Annotated in this window: 18 protein-coding genes and 1 riboswitch; of the genes, 11 read left to right on the top strand and 7 right to left on the bottom strand. The window is 70.7% G+C overall.

What is annotated here, in order from left to right:
• Positions 1-16 precede the first annotated feature (16 nt).
• Positions 17-574: a TetR/AcrR family transcriptional regulator gene (locus ACIQU4_RS00405; protein ID WP_385589361.1), complete on the top strand. Its 558-nt coding sequence runs from the start codon at positions 17-19 to the stop codon at positions 572-574.
• On the opposite strand, the gene ACIQU4_RS00400 is transcribed toward ACIQU4_RS00405, so the two are convergent.
• On the bottom strand, positions 565-1,020 hold the full coding sequence (locus ACIQU4_RS00400; RefSeq protein WP_403723952.1) for a M23 family metallopeptidase: 456 nt from the start codon (positions 1,018-1,020) through the stop codon (positions 565-567). The two genes, ACIQU4_RS00405 and ACIQU4_RS00400, sit on opposite strands and share 10 nt — an antisense overlap.
• 251 nt (positions 1,021-1,271) lie before the next feature.
• On the opposite strand from ACIQU4_RS00400, the gene rpsB reads away from it, so the two are divergent.
• The 9 genes from rpsB to ACIQU4_RS00355 all read left to right on the top strand — a co-directional run bounded on the left by rpsB (position 1,272) and on the right by ACIQU4_RS00355 (position 11,143).
• Positions 1,272-2,213, top strand: a complete 942-nt coding sequence (gene rpsB / locus ACIQU4_RS00395; RefSeq protein WP_403723949.1) for a 30S ribosomal protein S2 — start codon at positions 1,272-1,274, stop codon at positions 2,211-2,213.
• A gap of 135 nt (positions 2,214-2,348) precedes the next feature.
• On the top strand, positions 2,349-3,185 hold the full coding sequence (gene tsf / locus ACIQU4_RS00390; RefSeq protein ID WP_385589305.1) for a translation elongation factor Ts: 837 nt from the start codon (positions 2,349-2,351) through the stop codon (positions 3,183-3,185).
• A 163-nt stretch (positions 3,186-3,348) separates the two neighbouring features.
• Entirely contained in the window at positions 3,349-4,128 is a 780-nt protein-coding gene (pyrH, locus tag ACIQU4_RS00385; RefSeq protein ID WP_403723946.1) for a UMP kinase, read from the top strand.
• An 85-nt stretch (positions 4,129-4,213) separates the two neighbouring features.
• Positions 4,214-4,771, top strand: coding sequence for a ribosome recycling factor (gene frr / locus ACIQU4_RS00380; protein WP_403723943.1), 558 nt, complete (start codon positions 4,214-4,216; stop codon positions 4,769-4,771).
• On the top strand, positions 4,771-5,847 hold the full coding sequence (locus tag ACIQU4_RS00375; protein ID WP_403723940.1) for a phosphatidate cytidylyltransferase: 1,077 nt from the start codon (positions 4,771-4,773) through the stop codon (positions 5,845-5,847). Before frr ends, ACIQU4_RS00375 begins: the two co-directional genes overlap by 1 nt.
• A gap of 160 nt (positions 5,848-6,007) precedes the next feature.
• Complete coding sequence (gene rlmN, locus ACIQU4_RS00370; RefSeq protein WP_403723938.1) at positions 6,008-7,120, top strand: 23S rRNA (adenine(2503)-C(2))-methyltransferase RlmN; 1,113 nt, start codon at positions 6,008-6,010, stop codon at positions 7,118-7,120.
• 26 nt (positions 7,121-7,146) lie between these two features.
• Positions 7,147-7,253: riboswitch (TPP riboswitch) on the top strand.
• A gap of 88 nt (positions 7,254-7,341) precedes the next feature.
• On the top strand, positions 7,342-8,445 hold the full coding sequence (locus tag ACIQU4_RS00365; protein ID WP_403723935.1) for a thiamine ABC transporter substrate binding subunit: 1,104 nt from the start codon (positions 7,342-7,344) through the stop codon (positions 8,443-8,445).
• Between the two features lie 59 nt (positions 8,446-8,504).
• Entirely contained in the window at positions 8,505-10,121 is a 1,617-nt protein-coding gene (locus tag ACIQU4_RS00360; protein ID WP_403723933.1) for an ABC transporter permease, read from the top strand.
• Positions 10,121-11,143, top strand: a complete 1,023-nt coding sequence (locus ACIQU4_RS00355) for an ABC transporter ATP-binding protein (protein ID WP_403723930.1) — start codon at positions 10,121-10,123, stop codon at positions 11,141-11,143. Before ACIQU4_RS00360 ends, ACIQU4_RS00355 begins: the two co-directional genes overlap by 1 nt.
• A 28-nt stretch (positions 11,144-11,171) precedes the next feature.
• Here ACIQU4_RS00355 and ACIQU4_RS00350 read toward each other — a convergent pair whose 3' ends face one another.
• The 6 genes from ACIQU4_RS00350 to ACIQU4_RS00325 form a co-directional block, all read right to left on the bottom strand.
• On the bottom strand, positions 11,172-12,083 hold the full coding sequence (locus tag ACIQU4_RS00350; RefSeq protein ID WP_403723928.1) for a hypothetical protein: 912 nt from the start codon (positions 12,081-12,083) through the stop codon (positions 11,172-11,174).
• 104 nt (positions 12,084-12,187) lie between these two features.
• Complete coding sequence (locus ACIQU4_RS00345; protein ID WP_403723925.1) at positions 12,188-13,288, bottom strand: LOG family protein; 1,101 nt, start codon at positions 13,286-13,288, stop codon at positions 12,188-12,190.
• Positions 13,289-13,314: 26 nt separating this feature from the next.
• Positions 13,315-14,388: a hypothetical protein gene (locus ACIQU4_RS00340; RefSeq protein WP_403723922.1), complete on the bottom strand. Its 1,074-nt coding sequence runs from the start codon at positions 14,386-14,388 to the stop codon at positions 13,315-13,317.
• Entirely contained in the window at positions 14,370-15,167 is a 798-nt protein-coding gene (locus tag ACIQU4_RS00335) for an ABC transporter ATP-binding protein (protein WP_403723920.1), read from the bottom strand. The genes ACIQU4_RS00340 and ACIQU4_RS00335 overlap by 19 nt, the downstream gene beginning before the upstream one ends.
• Before the next feature lie 182 nt (positions 15,168-15,349).
• The gene (locus ACIQU4_RS00330; protein ID WP_403723917.1) at positions 15,350-16,711 is read right to left on the bottom strand and encodes an aspartate aminotransferase family protein; all 1,362 of its coding nucleotides are present in this window, start codon (positions 16,709-16,711) and stop codon (positions 15,350-15,352) included.
• Positions 16,712-16,714: 3 nt separating this feature from the next.
• Entirely contained in the window at positions 16,715-17,218 is a 504-nt protein-coding gene (locus ACIQU4_RS00325) for an Lrp/AsnC family transcriptional regulator (RefSeq protein ID WP_030298396.1), read from the bottom strand.
• Between the two features lie 169 nt (positions 17,219-17,387).
• On the opposite strand from ACIQU4_RS00325, the gene ACIQU4_RS00320 reads away from it, so the two are divergent.
• Entirely contained in the window at positions 17,388-18,827 is a 1,440-nt protein-coding gene (locus ACIQU4_RS00320) for a gamma-aminobutyraldehyde dehydrogenase (protein WP_403723915.1), read from the top strand.
• Positions 18,828-18,907: the final 80 nt, after the last annotated feature.

The raw sequence follows: 18,907 nt of genomic DNA, 5'->3' as shown, positions 1-18,907 counted from the left end.
GATTCGAGCGGCCTCCGTGGCCGAGCACCGGTCGATGCAGCGCGGCGCCCTGCTGGACGCCGCGCGCTCCCTGTTGTCCGAAGGCGGGACGGAAGCGCTGACCTTCCCCGCCCTGGCGGAGCGCACCGGCCTCGCCCGGTCCTCCGTGTACGAGTACTTCCGCTCCCGCGCGGCCGTGGTCGAAGAGCTGTGTGCGGTGGACTTCCCCGTATGGGCCGCCGAGATCGAGGCGGCGATGGAGCAGGCCGAGTCGCCCGAGGCCAAGGTCGAGGCCTACGTACGGAGCCAGCTGGGGCTGGTCGGGGACCGGCGGCACCGGGCGGTGGTCGCGATCTCGGCCAGTGAGCTGGATGCGGGGGCGCGGGAGAAGATCCGGGCCGCGCACGGGGGGCTCGTGGCGATGATCGTGGAGGCGCTGGGTGCCCTCGGGCACGAGCAGCCCCGGCTCGCGGCGATGCTGCTGCAGGGGGTCGTCGATGCGGCCGTGCGGCGCATCGAGCTGGGCGCCGCGGAGGATCCCGGTGTGGTCACCGAAGCCGCCGTGGCCATGGCCCTGCGGGGCGTTCAGGGCTGATTCGGCAGCAGTCTGGCCGTGGGGCGCGGCAGGAGGGTCAGGGGGTTCAGGTACGCCGTGCCGGAGAGCAGGCCCCAGTGGAGGCAGGGTCCGCCGCAGTGCGTGCCCTCAGTGAGGACCGCCACCACCTGGCCCGTCGAGACCTCCTCGCCCTCCGCGACCAGCGGCCGGACCGGTTCGTACGTGGTGCGCAGGCCGCCCGGGAGGGTCAGGGACAGGACCCCGCGCCCGGCCACCGGGCCCGCGAAATGCACCCGCCCCGGGCCCACCGCCATGATCCGCGCTCCCACCGGGGCGGCCAGGTCGACCCCGCGGTGCCCGGCCGCGTACGGGGTCGGGGGCGGATCCCACCAGCGGGCCACCACCAGCGGCGGCGGGAGCGGCCGGGCCCCGGGAACGAGCGCCTGGGCCAGGGTCAGCAGCAGCGTGAGCAGCAGTGTCGTCATGCCGTCCAGGTTGCCGCCCGGTCGCGCAGCGTGAGCGGGCCTGTGGACAAGCGGCCGGGTGTGGACAACGGCGTCACCCGGCATACCGCCCGGTCCCGTACACTTCTTACGGCGATCCGGGTCACCGGGTCGACTTCGCACGCCCCAGCACCAGCCGCTCAGGCCAGGTGGAAGCGTCTCTCGGTCCCCTTCGTCGGGGGCAGGACGCGGTGGGGCGTCAGGAACCAAACCGAGAAACCAAGGAGATGGCCATGGCCGTCGTAACGATGCGGGAGCTGCTGGAAAGCGGCGTCCACTTCGGTCACCAGACCCGCCGCTGGAACCCGAAGATGAAGCGCTTCATCTTCACGGAGCGCAACGGCATCTACATCATCGACCTGCTGCAGTCGCTGTCGTACATCGACCGCGCCTACGAGTTCGTGAAGGAGACCGTCGCCCACGGCGGTTCCATCATGTTCGTCGGTACCAAGAAGCAGGCCCAGGAGGCCATCGCCGAGCAGGCGACGCGCGTTGGTATGCCGTACGTCAACCAGCGGTGGCTGGGTGGCATGCTCACCAACTTCTCCACCGTCTACAAGCGCCTTCAGCGTCTGAAGGAGCTTGAGGCGATCGACTTCGAGGACGTCGCCGCCTCGGGTCTCACCAAGAAGGAGCTCCTGGTCCTCTCCCGCGAGAAGATCAAGCTGGAGAAGACCCTCGGTGGTATCCGCGAGATGTCGAAGGTTCCCAGCGCCGTCTGGATCGTCGACACCAAGAAGGAGCACATCGCCGTCGGTGAGGCGCGCAAGCTCCACATCCCGGTCGTCGCGATCCTCGACACCAACTGCGACCCCGACGAGGTCGACTACAAGATCCCGGGCAACGACGACGCGATCCGCTCCGTCACCCTGCTCACCCGCGTGATCGCCGACGCCGTCGCCGAGGGCCTCATCGCCCGCTCCGGCGCTGCTACCGGTGACTCGAAGCCGGGCGAGAAGGCCGCCGCCGAGCCGCTCGCCGAGTGGGAGCGCGACCTGCTCGAGGGCGAGAAGAAGGCCGACGACGCTGAGGCCGCCCCGGCCGAGGCCGCTGTCGAGGCCCCTGCCGCCGAGGCCCCCGCCGCTGAGGCCCCGGCCGCTGAGGCCCCTGCCGCCGAGGCCCCCGCGGCCGAGGCCGTCGTCGAGGCTCCGGCCGCCGACGCCGAGCAGGCCTGACCCTCTGAGAGAGCCCGGCGTTCATCCGCCGGGCACTCGCAGCACGGACGATGACGGCGGGGGAGCCGCGCCTGGGGCGCGCCTCCTCCGCCGTTCACCCGTAGATCTACGACTTCGAGAGAGAATCACAGACTCATGGCGAACTACACCGCCGCTGACGTCAAGAAGCTCCGCGAGCTCACCGGCGCCGGCATGCTGGACTGCAAGAACGCGCTGGTCGACTCCGACGGTGACGTCGACAAGGCCGTCGAGGCGCTCCGTATCAAGGGTCAGAAGGGCGTCGCCAAGCGCGAGGGCCGTTCTGCCGAGAACGGTGCCGTCGTGTCCCTCATCGCCGACGACAACACCTCCGGTGTCATCGTCGAGCTGAAGTGCGAGACGGACTTCGTCGCGAAGGGCGAGAAGTTCCTCGCCGTCGCCAACGAGCTGGCCGCGCACGTCGCCGCCACCTCCCCGGCCGACATCGAGACGCTCCTCGCGTCCGAGATCGCCCCCGGCAAGACCGTCACGGCCTTCGTGGACGAGGCGAACGCCAACCTCGGCGAGAAGATCGTCCTGGACCGCTTCGCGCAGTTCACCGGCGGTTACGTCTCGGCGTACATGCACCGCACCATGCCCGACCTGCCGTTCCAGATCGGTGTCCTGGTCGAGCTCGACAAGCCCAACGCCGAGGTCGCCCGCGGTGTCGCGCAGCACATCGCCGCGTTCGCGCCGAAGTGGCTGTCCGCCGAGGACGTCCCGGCCGAGGTCGTCGAGTCCGAGCGCCGCGTCGCCGAAGAGGTCACCCGCGCGGAGGGCAAGCCCGAGGCCGCCCTGCCGAAGATCGTCGAGGGTCGTGTCAACGGCTTCTTCCGCGACAACACGCTCCTTGGCCAGGCGTACGCCCTGGACGCCAAGAAGTCCGTCCAGAAGGTTCTGGACGAGGCCGGTGTCACCCTGGTGCGTTTCTCGCGCATCAAGGTCGGCATCTGAGTCCGTCCTTACAACGACGGACACCGGACCCCGGTAGGGTCTGAAGCAGTCGTCCGCGTGCGCGCGGAACGACCGCAGATCTGACGAGGAGGCCATTGCCGTAGAGGGAACCGCGAGGACCCACCGGCAATGGCCTTCTTCGTATGTGCACGAGGAGATCTCCATGAATCAGGGCGTGGACCCCCACACCGCTTCCGACCACAAGAGCGACCACGACAAGAAGGGCCGCCGCTTCATGCTGAAGCTGTCGGGCGAAGCCTTCTCCGGTGGTGGAGGACTGGGCGTCGACCCCGACGTCGTCCATGCCATCGCGCGCGAAATCGCCGCGGTGGTCCGTGACGGCGCGGAGATCGCCGTCGTCATCGGCGGCGGAAACTTCTTCCGCGGCGCCGAACTCCAGCAGCGCGGCATGGACCGTGCGCGGTCCGACTACATGGGCATGCTCGGCACCGTCATGAACTGCCTCGCCCTCCAGGACTTCCTGGAGAAGGAAGGCATCGACTCCCGTGTGCAGACCGCCATCACCATGGGCCAGGTCGCGGAGCCGTACATCCCGCTGCGCGCCGTGCGGCACCTGGAGAAGGGCCGCGTCGTGATCTTCGGCGCCGGCATGGGCATGCCGTACTTCTCCACCGACACCACAGCCGCCCAGCGGGCCCTGGAGATCGACGCCGAGGCCCTGCTCATGGGCAAGAACGGTGTCGACGGGGTCTACGACTCCGACCCGAAGAAGAACCCCGACGCGGTGAAGTTCGACGCGCTGGAGTACAGCGAGGTGCTGTCCCGCGACCTGAAGGTCGCCGACGCCACCGCCATCACGCTGTGCCGCGACAACAAGCTGCCGATCCTGGTCTTCGAGCTGCTCGCCGAGGGCAATATCGCCCGCGCCGTCAAGGGTGAGAAGATCGGCACGCTCGTGAGCGACCAGGGCACCCGGGCCTGAGCGTTTCGACGCCGGGCCCGGCCCCGCCGGGCCGAGCCCGCCCCGCCCGCCTGAACCATCCATATCTGACATGCAGGAGCACGTGGTGATCGAAGAAATCCTCCTCGAGGCCGAGGAGAAGATGGAGAAGGCCGTCGTCGTCGCCAAGGAAGACTTCGCGGCGATCCGCACCGGTCGTGCGCACCCGGCGATGTTCAACAAGATCGTGGCGGACTACTACGGCGCCGTCACGCCCATCAACCAGCTCGCGTCCTTCTCGGTGCCCGAGCCGCGCATGGCGATCGTGACCCCGTTCGACAAGAGCGCCCTGCGCAACATCGAGCAGGCCATCCGCGACTCCGACCTGGGCGTCAACCCCAGCAACGACGGCAATATCATCCGGGTGACCTTCCCCGAGCTGACGCAGGACCGCCGCAAGGAGTACATCAAGGTCGCGCGCACCAAGGCCGAGGACTCCAAGGTCTCGATCCGCGCCGTCCGCCGCAAGGCGAAGGACTCCCTCGACAAGCTCGTCAAGGACAAGGAGTCCGGCGAGGACGAGGTGCGCCGCGCGGAGAAGGAGCTCGACGACACCACCGCGAAGTACGTCGCGCAGGTCGACGAGCTGCTCAAGCACAAGGAAGCCGAGCTCCTCGAAGTCTGATGAACGACTCTCCCTGGGCCACGGAGCCGGTTCCGGCGGGTCCCGCATACGATGCGCTGGTGGGCCCGCACACTCGGCCCATGCCCATCGTGCCCGATGCCGCCGGCCGTGACTTCGACGACCGGGAAGCACGCGATCGGGGGGCCGCCGCCGAAGGCAGCCCCCCGTTCCGCGCCGAGACGCCGCCGCAGGAGCCCATGCCCAGCCCCCCGCCCCCGCCCTCGCAGGCACCGCAGGACGCCACGCCCCCGCCGCCGAAGAAGCGGGCGGGGCGAGACCTGCGTGCCGCCATAGGGGTCGGTGTCGGCCTCGGTGCGGTGATCTTCGCTTCGCTGTTCATCGTCAAGGCGGTCTTCCTCGGCGTCATCGTCGTCGCGGTCGTCGTGGGCCTGTGGGAGCTCACCTCCCGGCTCCAGGAGAAGAAGGGCATCAAGGCCCCGCTCGTCCCGCTCGCGGTCGGCGGCGCCGCCATGGTCATCGCCGGGTACGTCCGGGGGGCCGAGGGCGCCTGGGTGGCCATGGCCCTGACCGCGCTGGCGGTCCTGGTCTGGCGGATGACCGAACCGCCCGAGGACTACCTCAAGGACGTCACGGCGGGCGTCTTCGCGGCGTTCTACGTGCCCTTCCTGGCCACCTTCGTCGCGATGCTCCTCACCGCCGACGACGGGCCGGAGCGCGTGGTCACGTTCCTGCTGCTGACCGTGGTCAGCGACACCGGGGCGTACGCGGTGGGCTGGCGCTTCGGCAAGACCAAGCTGGCGCCGCGCATCAGCCCCGGCAAGACCCGCGAGGGGCTGTTCGGCGCGGTGGCCTTCGCGATGGCGGCCGGCGCGCTCTGCATGGAGTTCCTGATCGACGGGGGCGTCTGGTGGCAGGGCCTGCTGCTCGGTCTCGCGGTCGCGGTCAGCGCCACGCTGGGCGACCTCGGTGAGTCGATGATCAAGCGGGACCTGGGCATCAAGGACATGGGCACGCTCCTCCCGGGCCACGGCGGCATCATGGACCGGCTCGACTCCCTGCTGCCGACCGCCCCGGTGGTGTGGCTGCTGCTCGCCGCCTTCGTCGGCACCGGCTGAAACCGGGTCCCGCGGCTTCCGACCGGCGGGCGGTTCACCAGGGCAGCCCCGCTGAGCTGGTACGACGTACGTACGAAGGCTTCGGGTGGGTCCGGGCGGTTACTCTTGAAGGGCGCGCTGCTTCTGCGGCGCGCCTTTCGTCTTACGAGGAGTACCAGCCATGGCCCGCCCTGTCCCGGGAGAGCTCACCTTCGTCGCCCCTCGCGGGGCCAAGAAGCCGCCCCGGCATCTCGCCGACCTCACGCCCGAGGAGCGTCGCGAGGCGGTCGCCGCGATCGGCGAGAAGCCCTTCCGGGCCAAGCAGCTCTCGCAGCACTACTTCGCCCGGTACGCGCACGACCCGGCCGAGTGGACCGACATCCCGGCGGGCTCGCGGGAGAAGCTCCAGCAGGAGCTGCTGCCCGACCTGATGAACGTCATCCGGCACATCTCGTGCGACGACGACACCACGCGCAAGACCCTGTGGAAGCTGCACGACGGCACGCTCGTCGAGTCCGTGCTGATGCGCTACCCCGACCGGGTCACCATGTGCATCTCCTCGCAGGCCGGCTGCGGCATGAACTGCCCGTTCTGCGCCACCGGCCAGGCGGGCCTGGACCGCAACCTGTCCACCGCCGAGATCGTCCACCAGATCGTCGACGGCATGCGCGCGCTGCGCGACGGCGAGGTCCCCGGCGGCCCTGCCCGGCTGTCCAACATCGTCTTCATGGGCATGGGCGAGCCGCTGGCCAACTACAAGCGGGTCGTCGGCGCCATCCGCCGCCTCACCGACCCCGAGCCCGACGGCCTGGGCCTGTCGCAGCGCGGCATCACCGTCTCCACCGTCGGCCTCGTCCCGGCGATGCTGCGCTTCGCCGACGAGGGCTTCAAGTGCCGCCTCGCGGTCTCGCTGCACGCGCCGGACGACGAGCTGCGCGACACCCTCGTCCCCGTGAACACCCGCTGGAAGGTCCGCGAGGTCCTCGACGCGGCCTGGGAGTACGCCGAGAAGTCCGGCCGCCGGATCTCCATCGAGTACGCCCTGATCCGCGACATCAACGACCAGGCCTGGCGCGGCGACCTCCTCGGCCGGCTGCTCAAGGGCAAGCGCGTCCACGTCAACCTGATCCCGCTGAACCCGACGCCGGGCTCGAAGTGGACCGCCTCGCGTCCCGAGGACGAGAAGGCCTTCGTGGAGGCCATCGCCCGCCACGGCGTGCCGGTGACCGTACGGGACACCCGCGGCCAGGAGATCGACGGCGCCTGCGGTCAGCTCGCCGCGAGCGAGCGGTAGGCTGACCGGCATACATCTGCATATTCATATTCCGACAGGGGAGCGCCACAGCGCTGAGAGTGCGGCAACACGCCGCAGACCCTCTGAACCTTGCCCAGGTCATTCTGGGTAGGAAGTTCGGTCACCACCTCAAGCTGTTGCGCCCTGCCCGGGCGCTCCGCTCCACGAGAGCGCCCGGGCAGGGCCGCGTCTTCTCCTGGTCAACCCAGGAGGAATGTTCCGTGAGCACCACCAGGAAGATCGCGGGTGCGGCGCTGGCCGCAGCCCTCGGTGTCAGCACGCTCGCCGCGTGCGGCGGCGGCAAGGCCAAGGACGAGTCCGCGGCCGGGGCGAGCGAGGCGCCGAAGTCCAAGACGGTCACGCTCGTCTCGCACGACTCCTTCAACGTGACCGACACGGTCCTCAAGGAGTTCGAGCAGCAGAGCGGCTACACCGTCAAGGTCCTGAAGTCCGGGGACGCGGGCGCCGCCCTCAACCAGGAGATCCTCACCAAGGGCTCCCCGCGCGGTGACGTCTTCTTCGGTGTGGACAACACGCTCCTCTCGCGCGCCCTCGACAACGGGATCTTCACGCCGTACGAGGTCAAGGGCCTGGCCGACGTGAAGCCCGAATACGTGCTCGACAAGGAGCACCGGGTCACCCCGATCGACTCCGGCGACATCTGCGTCAACTACGACAAGGCGTACTTCGCCGACAAGAAGCTCGCCCCGCCGCAGACGCTGGACGACCTGGTCAAGCCCGAGTACAAGAACCTGCTGGTCACCGAGAACGCGGCGACCTCCTCGCCGGGCCTCGGCTTCCTGCTCGCCTCCGTCGGCAAGTATGGGGACGAGGGCTGGAAGGACTACTGGAGCAAGCTCAAGGCCAACGGCGTCGAGGTCGTCGACGGCTGGGAGCAGGCCTACAACGAGCGCTTCTCCGGCTCCGCGGGCGGCAAGAAGGCCAAGGGCGACCGGCCGCTGGTCGTCTCGTACGCCTCCAGCCCGCCGGTCGAGGTCCTGTACGGGGAGCCGCAGCCGGCCGAGGCCCCCACGGGCGTGGCCACCGGCACCTGCTTCCGACAGGTCGAGTTCGCGGGCCTGCTCAAGGGCGCGAAGAACGAGGAGGGCGGCAAGGCGCTCCTCGACTTCCTGGTGAGCAAGAAGTTCCAGGAGGACATGCCGCTCCAGATGTTCGTGAACCCGGTGGTCAAGGACGCGAAGCTGCCGGAGCTGTTCACGAAGCACGGCGTGGTCATCGAGAAGCCGGAAAACGTGGCTCCCGAGACCATCGCCAAGAACCGTGAGCAGTGGGTCAAGGCATGGTCCTCGCTCGTCGTGAAGTAGGACGCGAGAGCACTCCCGTGAAGGAGAGCGCGCGCGGTACGGCTGTCAGGCTCCTGCTGATGGCCGTACCCCTCGCCTTCTTCGGGCTGTTCTTCGCCTACCCCGTGGCCGCGATCGTCGGCCGCGGGATCAAGACCGACGAGGGCTGGCAGTTCGGCCGGATCGGCGAGGTGCTGACCCGGCCCGACATCGCCGACGTGCTCTGGTTCACCACCTGGCAGGCGCTCGCGTCCACGGCGCTCACGCTCCTGATCGCACTCCCCGGCGCGTACGTCTTCGCGCGCTTCGAGTTCCCCGGCAAACAGCTGCTGCGGGCGGTGGTCACGGTCCCGTTCGTGCTGCCGACGGTGGTGGTCGGCACCGCCTTCCTGGCGCTGGTCGGGCGCGGCGGACTGCTCGACCAGCTGTGGGGCGTCCGGCTGGACACCACGGTGTGGGCGATCCTGCTCGCGCACGTCTTCTTCAACTACGCCGTCGTCGTACGGACGGTCGGCGGGCTCTGGGCGCAGCTGGACCCGCGCCAGGAGGAGGCCGCCCGGGTGCTGGGCGGCGGGCGGTTCGCCGCCTGGCGGCGGGTGACGCTGCCCGCGCTCGGGCCGGCGGTGGCCGCGGCCTCGCTGATGGTGTTCCTGTTCACGTTCACCTCCTTCGGCGTCGTGCAGATCCTCGGTGGGCCTTCGTACGCCACCCTGGAGGTGGAGGTCTACCGGCAGACCGCGCAGCTGCTGGACCTGCCGACGGCCGCCGTCCTCACGATGGTCCAGTTCGTGGCGGTCGGCCTGATCCTCGGCATCCACGCCTGGACCGTGCGCCGGCGGGAGACCGCCCTGCGGCTGGTCGATCCGGCGCGGACCGCGCACCGGCCGAGCGGGCCGGGGCAGCGCGCCCTGCTGGGCGGGGTGCTGCTGACGGTGGCGCTGCTGATCGTGGCCCCGCTGGCGGTGCTGGTGGAGCGCTCCCTCGATGTGCCCGGCGGGTACGGGTTCGGCTTCTACCGGGCGCTCCAGGACGTGGGCGCGGGCGGCGGAACGTTTCTGGTGCCCCCGCTGGAGGCCATCTGGAACTCCCTCCAGTACGCGCTCGCCGCCACCGCCATCGCCCTGGTGATCGGGGGGCTCGCGGCCGCGGCACTGACCCGGCGCGCGGGCCGGTTCGTGCGCGGGTTCGATGCGCTGCTGATGCTTCCGCTGGGGGTCTCGGCGGTGACGGTCGGCTTCGGGTTCCTGATCACCCTGGACGAGCCGCCGCTGGATCTGCGGACCTCGTGGATCCTGGTGCCGCTCGCGCAGGCGCTGGTGGGCGTGCCGTTCGTCGTACGGACCATGCTGCCGGTGCTGCGCGCCGTGGACGGGCGGCTGCGCGAGGCCGCTGCCGTGCTCGGGGCATCGCCGCTGCGGGCCTGGCGCGAGGTGGACCTGCCGCTGGTGCGGCGGGCGCTGCTGATCGCTGCCGGATTCGCCTTCGCCGTCTCGCTGGGTGAGTTCGGCGCGACCGTCTTCATCGCCCGGCCCGACCGTCCGACGCTGCCGGTGGCCGTGGCGCGGCTGCTGGGGCGGGCCGGTGAGCTGAACTACGGGCAGGCGATGGCCCTGAGCACGATTCTGATGCTGGTGTGCGCGGTGTCCCTGCTGGTGCTGGAGCGGCTGCGCCCCGACAAGACCTCGGGAGAGTTCTGATGACGTTGCTCGAACTGGCCGGGGTGTCGGTCCGCTTCGGCGAGCGCGCCGTCGTCGACGCGGTCGACCTGAAGGTCGCCGAGCACGAGATCGTGTGCGTGCTCGGGCCCAGCGGAAGCGGCAAGTCCACGCTGCTGCGGGTGGTGGCCGGGCTGCAGCCGGTCTCGGCGGGACGGGTCCTGCTGGGCGGGGCGGACCAGGCGCGGGTGCCGGTGCACCGGCGCGGGGTCGGCCTGATGTTCCAGGACCACCAGCTGTTCCCGCACCGGGACGTGGGCGGGAACGTCGCGTTCGGGCTGCGCATGCGGGGCTCTGCCCGGGGGGCGTACGAGGCCCAGGTCGCGGAGTTGCTGGAGCTGGTCGGGCTCCCCGGGGCCCAGGGCCGCTCGGTGGCCTCGCTGTCGGGCGGTGAGCAGCAGCGGGTCGCCCTGGCCCGGGCGCTGGCCCCTTCGCCGCGGCTGCTGATGCTGGACGAGCCGCTGGGGCAGCTGGACCGGGGGCTGCGCGAGCGGCTCGTGGTGGAGCTGCGGGGGCTGTTCTCCCGGCTCGGGACCACGGTGCTGGCCGTCACGCACGACCAGGGGGAGGCCTTCGCCCTGGCCGACCGGGTGGTGGTGATGCGGGACGGGCGGATCGCGCAGGCCGGGACCCCGCTGGAGGTGTGGCAGCGGCCGGCTTCGGAGTTCGTGGCGCGGTTCCTCGGCTTCGAGAACGTGATCCCGGCGACGGTGGTGGGCGGGGCCGCGGCCACGGCGTGGGGGAAGGTGCAGGTGCCGGCCGGGTCGCCGGAGGGGGAGCGGTGGATCCTGATCCGGCCGGCCGGGGTGGTGCTGGCGGCTGCCGGGCTGCGCTGTGAGGTGGTGTCGCGGACGTTCCGGGGGACGCATGTCGCGCTGCTGCTGAGGCCGGAGGCGGGGCCGGTGCTGGAGGCGGAGTGCGGGCTGGCCGGGGCGCCGGCCGTGGGGGACCGGGTCGCCGTGTCCTTCGCCCCGGCCGAGGTGGTCGTCCTCCCGGCGGGGTAGACCCGGGCCCCGCCCGCAGCCCGGCGCCTCACACGCCGGCGGGGCTGCGTTCTTCCGGGGCCTGCGCAGGGGACTCGGCGCCGTCGTGGTTGCCGTACCAGGCGACCGCCACCGCGCCCGTGACGGCCAGGACGAAGCCGAGGACCGCCAGCCAGGCCAGGCCCGGGCGGGAGGCATCGCCCAGCCACAGGACGCCGATCGCGCCCGGCAGGACGGTCTCGCCGACCACCAGCGCCGCCGTCGCGCCGTTCACCGAGCCGATCTGGAGGGCGACCGTGTGCAGGTACATGCCGCCGACGCCGGCCAGCAGGATGGCGTAGAGCGCCGGGTCGGCGAGCAGCGTGCCCAGGTCGAACGGTTCGATGCCGTCGAGGATCCGGACGCCGACGCCCAGCGCGCCGAAGGCCAGGCCCGACAGCAGACCCGCCAGGATCGCCGCCCGGGAGCCCAGGAGGCGGACGGCCACCGTCCCGCCCGCGATGATCAGCAGGGTCACCCCGAACAGCCACCAGTGCGTGGACATCGGGGCGTGGTGACCGCCCTCGTGGCCCGCCGCCGTCGCCAGCAGCACCAGCGCCGCGCAGACGACGCCGATCGAGGTCCATTCCTTCCGGGTCAGCCGGATGCCCAGCATCTTCACGCTGAGCACGGCCGTGATCACCAGGTTGGCGCTGATCACCGTCTGGGACAGGAACAGCGGCAGCAGCCGGGCGGCCAGCGCGCCCAGCCCGAAGCCCACGAAGTCCAGGATGGTGCCGACGATGAACTCCCACGTCATCGCCGCCTTCGCGGTGGACGAGAGGTTCGGGCCGCCGTGCGCGGTCACCCCCGCGGCGGCCGGGGACATCCGGGCCGCCCTGCGCGAGCCCACGGCTTGCAGGACGGAGCCCGTGCCGTAGCAGATGGACGCCGCGATCGCGGTCAGCAGGCCTATGAGCACCGAGGGCTCCGTTCACGTCTGGCGGGTTTTGCGTGTTGATTACCTATGGCAGACGTGCGATCGGGCCGGGAAGTTGCCTCGGGCCGTCCCTCATTTCGTCGCGTTCATTTCGTCGTGCTCATCGCCGCGAGTACGGCGGGCACTTCGTCCACCGAGTCGACCAGCGCGATCCGCGACTCCATCGCGCGGCCGCGCGCCAGCGCCTGGAGCAGCGGCCACGCCGGCAGGTGCTCGGTCCAGTGCGTACGTCCGACCAGCACCATCGGCGTCGGCTGGCCCCGCGACTCGTAGTAGTTCGGCGTCGCGTTGTCGAATATCTCCTGGAGGGTGCCCGCGGCGCCCGGCAGGAAGACCACGCCCGCGTTCGACCGGGCGAGCAGCCCGTCCTCGCGGGTGGCGTTCGCGAAGTACTTGGCGATGTGGCCGGCGAAGGCGTTCGGCGGCTCGTGCCCGTAGAACCAGGTCGGGATGCCCACCGAGTCGCCGCCGCCGGGCCAGCGCTCCCGTACGGCGAAGGCCGCCCGCGCCCAGTCGGAGACCGAGGGGACGAAGGACGGGGCCTTGGCCAGGATCTCCAGGGCCTCCGCCAGGGCCTCGTCGGGGGCCGGCGCCAGGTAGGCGCCGAGGTTGGCCGCCTCCATCGCGCCGGGGCCGCCGCCGGTGGCCACCGTCAGTCCGGATCGGGCCAGCTTCCGGCCGAGCTCCGCCGCGCCCTGGTAGTCGAGGCCGCCGCGGGCCATCGCGTGGCCGCCCATGACGCCCACCACGCGGGCGCCGGCGAGGTGTTCGTCGAGTGCGTCGGAGATCGCGTCGTCGTGTACGGACCGCAGCATCGAGGAGAAGACGTCGCCGTCCGCCTTGGTCTCCTGGAACCAGGCGTACGACTGGGCGTCCGGGGTGGTCTCGTAGCCGGCGGACAGCCCCGCGAGCAGCTCGTCGGCGGTGTACAGCAGGCCGCGGTACGGGTTGAAGGGCAGGTCCGGGACGGGCGGGAAGACCAGCGCGCCGTCCGCGCGCACCTTCGCCGAGGCGTCGGGCTCCATCGCGCAGCCGAGGAAGACGGCCGCGGAGGTGTCGGCGGACAGCAGGGCGAACGTGCGCTCCAACAGGTTGACCGACTGGACCCGGTAGCCGCTGAGCGAGCCGCGGGCCACGACCTGGTCGAATTCGGCGAGCGTCTCGATCTCGATGTCTGCGTCGACCATTCGGCCCACCCTAAGGGCTGCCCCTGTCAGCGGGTCAATGCCAGCGACGTCAGCTGTGCCACACCCCATACGACCGGTCCGCACACGGCCACCAGCGCGGTGGCGCGCAGCGTCGCGGCCGTACGCAGGACCGCGCCCGGAGTGCCCAGGTCGCGCAGGGCCGTCCGGGTGGCCGAGCGGTCCTGGCGGACCTCGACGGCCCGGGTGAGCAGGGTCGCGGCCGCGCACAGCACCACCAGGGCGCAGGCCGGTCCGGTGAGCGGGCCCAGCGGGACGCCGAAGCCGCCCCGCTCGCGCAGGGCCGCGGCGGTGAGGGCGCCCGCGCCGACCGCGCACAGCACCCCGAGGGGCCGGCCCAGCCGGGGCGCCTCCTCCTGGAGGGCCCGCCCGGCCAGCAGCCGCATGGCGCCCGGGCGGACCGCCTGGACCAGGGCCCCGCAGGCGTAGGCGAGTCCGGGGCCGGCGAGGGAGAGCCCGACGGCGGTGAGCGCCCAGCCCGTCGGCATCCCGGCTCCGCCGGGGCCCCCGTAAGCCTCGACCGCCAGTCCGCAGGCGGTGAGGGCGATGCCCCAGGGCAGGGCGGTCTGCGGGGCCAACGGCGGGTGCGGGCGCAGGGCGAGGGCCGTGGCGGCGCAGGCGGCCAGCGGGATCAGGGCCAGCAGGGTGAGGGCGGCCGCCACGGGCAGCGGCCGGTCGGCGTGCAGAAGTGCGGCCCCGGCTCCGTCGAAGGGCAGGCCGGTGAGCTCGCCCCGCAGGTGCAGGAAGGCGGCCAGGGCCAGGGCGCTGCCCAGGGTGCACGCGATCGCGGTGGACACCACCGCGACGAGGAGGAGCCGTAGGGGGCTCAGCCCGACGGAGTCCAGTCCTTCACGGGGCCGGGTCGCGGGGTCGGTCCGGGCGACGGCGACCGCGAACTGCACGGTGACGGCGAGCGGGACCAGGGCCCACAGCAGGCGCGGGAACGATCCGGCAGGCCGGGCGGTGGCCCCGGCGAGCACGTACAGCAGGAGGAATCCGGTACCGCCGCCGGCGGCGGCGACCAGCAGCCGGCGCAGCTGGACGAGCGGGCGGGAGCCGCGGGCTAGGCGGAGAGCGAGCACGCGGCCTGCCCCTCCGGGGTCTCGTCGGGCGGACCGCCGACACCGCCGACACCGCCCACGCCGAGGGCACCGCTGACGGCGGCCGCGGTTCCGGCGGGCCGCCCGTCGAGCAGTTCGACCCGGCGGTCGGCGACGGCCGCGCTCTCCTCGTCATGGGTGGCCAGCACCACGGTGATCCCGTGCGAGCGGGCCGCGGTGGTGAGCGTACGGAGCAGCAGGGCGCGCTCGGCGCGGTGCAGCGGGGCGGTGGGCTCGTCGGCGAAGACGACCTCGGGCTCCTTGACCAGGGCCCGGGCGAGGGCGACCCGCTGGGACTCGGCGCGGGTCAGTGCGCCGGGGCGCTTGCGGGCGAGGGCGCCGATGTCGAGCCGGTCCAGCCATTCGCAGGCGGCGGCCTTGGCGGTGCGGTGGGAGGCGCCGGAGACCAGCAGCGGCAGGGCCGCGTTCTCCCACACCTTGAGCTCGGGCAGCAGCAGGGGGTCGGGGCCGATCCAGCCGAACCGGTCGCGGCGCAGCCGTTCGCGGGCCAGGGCGCCCATGGTGTGGACGGGCACGCTGTTGAACCAGATCTCGCCCTGCTCGGGCACCAGATGTCCCGACAGGCAGCGCAGCAGGGTGGTCTTCCCGCTGCCGCGCGGGCCGGTCAGGGCCAGGATCTCGCCCTGGCGGACGCCCACCGAGACCCCGATGATGCCGGGTGAACCGCTGTGGGAGTAGTGAACGGACCGTGCCCAGAGGACGTCATTGTCCGGTGGGGCGTTGTCCGGTGGAGCCACCATGGCGTACACCTCCGTCCGGGGGAACGAAGCGGAACCGGTTCAGTAACTGGCGCCGCACTGAGATGTAAAGAGATGAACGTCTTGGATGGTGACAGCACACGGCCCGGACCCCCGCGTTCTCACTCGAACGGGGGATCCGGGCCGTGCGGTTCGGACTGTTTACTGCTGGTCGGTCCCGAGCTTTACAGCTTGGTCCACGCCTCGGTGAGCACCGAGCGCAGGATGCCTTCGATCTCGTCGAAGGTGCCCTGGTCCGCGATCAGCGGCGGGGCCAGCTGGATGACCGGGTCGCCACGGTCGTCGGCGCGGCAGTACAGGCCGTTCTCGAAGAGCGCCTTGGAGAGGAAGCCGTAGAGCACGCGCTCGGTCTCCTCGTCCGTGAAGGACTCCTTGGTGACCTTGTCCTTGACGAGCTCGATGCCGTAGAAGAAGCCGTTGCCGCGTACGTCGCCGACGATGGGCAGGTCGTGCAGCTTCTTCAGCGTCGAGAAGAAGGCGTCCTCGTTGTCCAGCACGTGCTGGTTGAGGCCTTCCTTGTCGAAGATGTCGAGGTTGGCGAGCGCCACCGCGGAGGACACCGGGTGGCCGCCGAAGGTGTAGCCGTGCAGGAAGGTGTTGTCGCCCTTGTAGAACGGCTCGGCGATGCGGTCCGAGACGATGCAGGCACCGATCGGGGAGTAGCCCGAGGTCATGCCCTTGGCGCAGGTGATCATGTCGGGCACGTAGTCGAACTTGTCACAGGCGAACATCGTGCCGAGGCGGCCGAAGGCGCAGATCGTCTCGTCGGAGACGAGGAGCACGTCGTACTCGTCGCAGATCTCGCGGACCCGCTGGAAGTACCCGGGCGGCGGCGGGAAGCAGCCGCCTGCGTTCTGCACCGGCTCCAGGAAGACGGCGGCGACGGTGTCGGCGCCCTCGAACAGGATCTCCTGCTCGATCTGGTCGGCGCACCAGCGGCCGAAGGCCTCGGGGTCGTCGCCGTAGATCGGGGCGCGGTAGATGTTGGTGTTCGGCACCTTGTGCGCGCCGGGCACGAGCGGCTCGAAGGGGGCCTTCAGAGCCGGCAGGCCGGTGATGGACAGGGCGCCCTGCGGGGTGCCGTGGTAGGCGACCGCACGCGAGATGACCTTGTACTTGGTGTGCTTGCCCCGCAGCTTGAAGTACTGCTTCGCCAGCTTCCACGCGGTCTCGACGGCCTCGCCGCCACCGGTGGTGAAGAAGACCTTGTTCAGGTCGCCCGGGGCGTAGTCGGCGAGGCGCTCGGCGAGCTCCACGGCCTTGGGGTGCGCGTACGACCAGATGGGGAAGAACGCGAGTTCCTGCGCCTGCTTGTAGGCGACCTCGGCCAGTTCCTTGCGGCCGTGACCGGCGTTGACCACGAACAGTCCGGCGAGACCGTCCAGGTAGCGCTTGCCCTTGTCGTCGAAGATGTAGGTGCCCTCACCCCGCACGATGGTGGGGACGGGGGAGTTCTCGTACGACGACATGCGGGTGAAGTGCATCCACAGGTGGTCGTACGCGGTCTTGGAGAGGTCCTGGCTCACGGGCTATCGAGTTCCCCACATGTAGGTCTGCTTCTTCAGCTTCAGATAAACGAAGCTTTCGGTTGATCGCACGCCGGGGAGCGCGCGGATCTTCTTGTTGATCGTCTCCAGCAGGTGGTCGTCGTCCTCGCAGACGATCTCCACCATCAGGTCGAACGAGCCCGCGGTCATGACCACGTACTCGCACTCGGCCATCTGGGTCAGTGCGTCGGCCACCGGGTCGAGGTCTCCCTCGACGTTGATGCCGACCATGGCCTGGCGTCGCAGGCCCACGGTGAGCGGGTCGGTGACGGCGACGATCTGCATGACGCCCTGGTCGAGCAGCTTCTGCACGCGCTGGCGCACAGCTGCCTCCGACAGGCCGACGGCCTTGCCGATCGCTGCGTAGGGACGGCGACCGTCCTCCTGCAGTTGCTCGATGATCGCCAGGGACACAGCATCGACCGAAGGGGACGGTTGTCTGTTCCTGGAATCTGCGCTTCGACTGACCACGACCTCACTGTGCACGAGGAGTCGTCTGTTCCGCAAGACGGAATCGATGAAATCCGTTGTTTGAGGTCTGCGATCTCACTGATTTCGTAGTTCGTGGCGTCTGGCCCTGCCGAAAGCGTCCGCCGAGGGGCTAGGATTGGGATTCGTCTCAATCGTTGGACATGTGATCAGGAGTGTGGCTGGAGTGACCACCGAACTGCGTCGTCTGCGCAACTACATCGGCGGAGAGTTCAAGGACGCCGCCGACGGACGGACCACCGAGGTGGTCAACCCCGCCACGGGCGAGGTGTACGCCACCGCCCCGCTCTCCGGCCAGGCCGATGTCGACGCCGCCATGGCCGCCGCCGCGGCCGCCTTCCCGGGCTGGCGCGACACCACCCCGTCGGAGCGCCAGAAGGCACTGCTCAAGATCGCGGACGCCTTCGAGGCGCGCGCGGACGAGCTCGTGGCCGCCGAGTCGGAGAACACCGGCAAGCCGCTGGGTCTCACGGCCAGCGAGGAGCTGCCGCCGATGGTGGACCAGATCCGCTTCTTCGCGGGTGCGGCTCGCCTCCTGGAAGGCCGCTCGGCCGGCGAGTACATGGACGGGATGACCTCGATCGTCCGCCGTGAGCCGGTCGGCGTATGCGCCCAGGTCGCGCCGTGGAACTACCCGATGATGATGGCCGTGTGGAAGTTCGCCCCGGCCATCGCCGCGGGCAACACCGTGGTGCTCAAGCCCTCGGACACCACCCCGGCCTCGACCGTCCTGATGGCCGAGATCATCGACTCGGTCCTGCCCAAGGGCGTCTTCAACGTCATCTGCGGTGACCGCGAGACCGGCAAGGCCATGGTCGAGCACTCCACCCCGGCGATGGCCTCCATCACCGGCTCGGTGCGCGCCGGCATGCAGGTCGCCGAGAGCGCCGCGAAGGACGTCAAGCGCGTCCACCTGGAGCTCGGCGGCAAGGCCCCGGTCGTCGTCTTCGAGGACGCCGACATCGCCAAGGCCGTCGAGGACATCGCGGTCGCCGGCTACTTCAACGCCGGCCAGGACTGCACCGCCGCGACCCGTGTGCTCGTGCACGAGTCCATCCACGACGAGTTCGTGACCGCCCTCGCCAAGGCCGCCGCCGACACCAAGACCGGCGCCCCGGACGACGAGGACGTGCTCTACGGCCCGCTGAACAACCCGAACCAGCTCAAGCAGGTCGCGGGCTTCATCGAGCGCCTCCCGGCGCACGCCAAGGTCGAGGCCGGCGGCCACCGGGTCGGCGACAAGGGCTACTTCTACGCCCCGACCGTGGTCTCGGGCCTCAAGCAGGACGACGAGATCATCCAGAACGAGGTCTTCGGCCCCGTCATCACCGTCCAGTCCTTCACGGACGAGGCCCAGGCCCTGGCGTACGCGAACGGCGTCGAGTTCGCCCTCGCCTCCTCCGTGTGGACCAAGGACCACGGCCGTGCGATGCGCATGTCCAAGTACCTCGACTTCGGCTGCGTGTGGATCAACACCCACATCCCGCTCGTCGCCGAGATGCCCCACGGCGGCTTCAAGAAGTCCGGCTACGGCAAGGACCTCTCCGCCTACGGCTTCGAGGACTACACCCGCATCAAGCACGTGATGACCTCGCTCGACGGCTGATCCGTCTCCGCGGGGATCGCATCGATCACCGAAGGGGCTTGAGAGGGCGGGCAGTAGACATTGTGTCTATTGCCCGCCCT

Source organism: Streptomyces sp. NPDC090741 (assembly GCF_044769045.1).
Classification (GTDB): Bacteria; Actinomycetota; Actinomycetes; order Streptomycetales; family Streptomycetaceae; genus Streptomyces.
Note: the sequence above shows the minus strand (reverse complement) of the source record. Positions and strands in the feature narration are given on the sequence as shown.

What these genes read in the sequence shown, in the direction of transcription:
- ACIQU4_RS00400 (WP_403723952.1), bottom strand. Translation starts at nt 1,020, where the DNA reads ATGACGACACTGCTGCTCACGCTGCTGCTGACCCTGGCCCAGGCGCTC.
- ACIQU4_RS00360 (WP_403723933.1), top strand. Translation starts at nt 8,505, where the DNA reads ATGGCCGTACCCCTCGCCTTCTTCGGGCTGTTCTTCGCCTACCCCGTG.
- tsf (WP_385589305.1), top strand. Translation starts at nt 2,349, where the DNA reads ATGGCGAACTACACCGCCGCTGACGTCAAGAAGCTCCGCGAGCTCACC.
- rpsB (WP_403723949.1), top strand. Translation starts at nt 1,272, where the DNA reads ATGGCCGTCGTAACGATGCGGGAGCTGCTGGAAAGCGGCGTCCACTTC.
- pyrH (WP_403723946.1), top strand. Translation starts at nt 3,349, where the DNA reads ATGAATCAGGGCGTGGACCCCCACACCGCTTCCGACCACAAGAGCGAC.
- ACIQU4_RS00335 (WP_403723920.1), bottom strand. Translation starts at nt 15,167, where the DNA reads ATGGTGGCTCCACCGGACAACGCCCCACCGGACAATGACGTCCTCTGG.
- ACIQU4_RS00355 (WP_403723930.1), top strand. Translation starts at nt 10,121, where the DNA reads ATGACGTTGCTCGAACTGGCCGGGGTGTCGGTCCGCTTCGGCGAGCGC.
- ACIQU4_RS00345 (WP_403723925.1), bottom strand. Translation starts at nt 13,288, where the DNA reads ATGGTCGACGCAGACATCGAGATCGAGACGCTCGCCGAATTCGACCAG.
- rlmN (WP_403723938.1), top strand. Translation starts at nt 6,008, where the DNA reads ATGGCCCGCCCTGTCCCGGGAGAGCTCACCTTCGTCGCCCCTCGCGGG.
- ACIQU4_RS00375 (WP_403723940.1), top strand. Translation starts at nt 4,771, where the DNA reads ATGAACGACTCTCCCTGGGCCACGGAGCCGGTTCCGGCGGGTCCCGCA.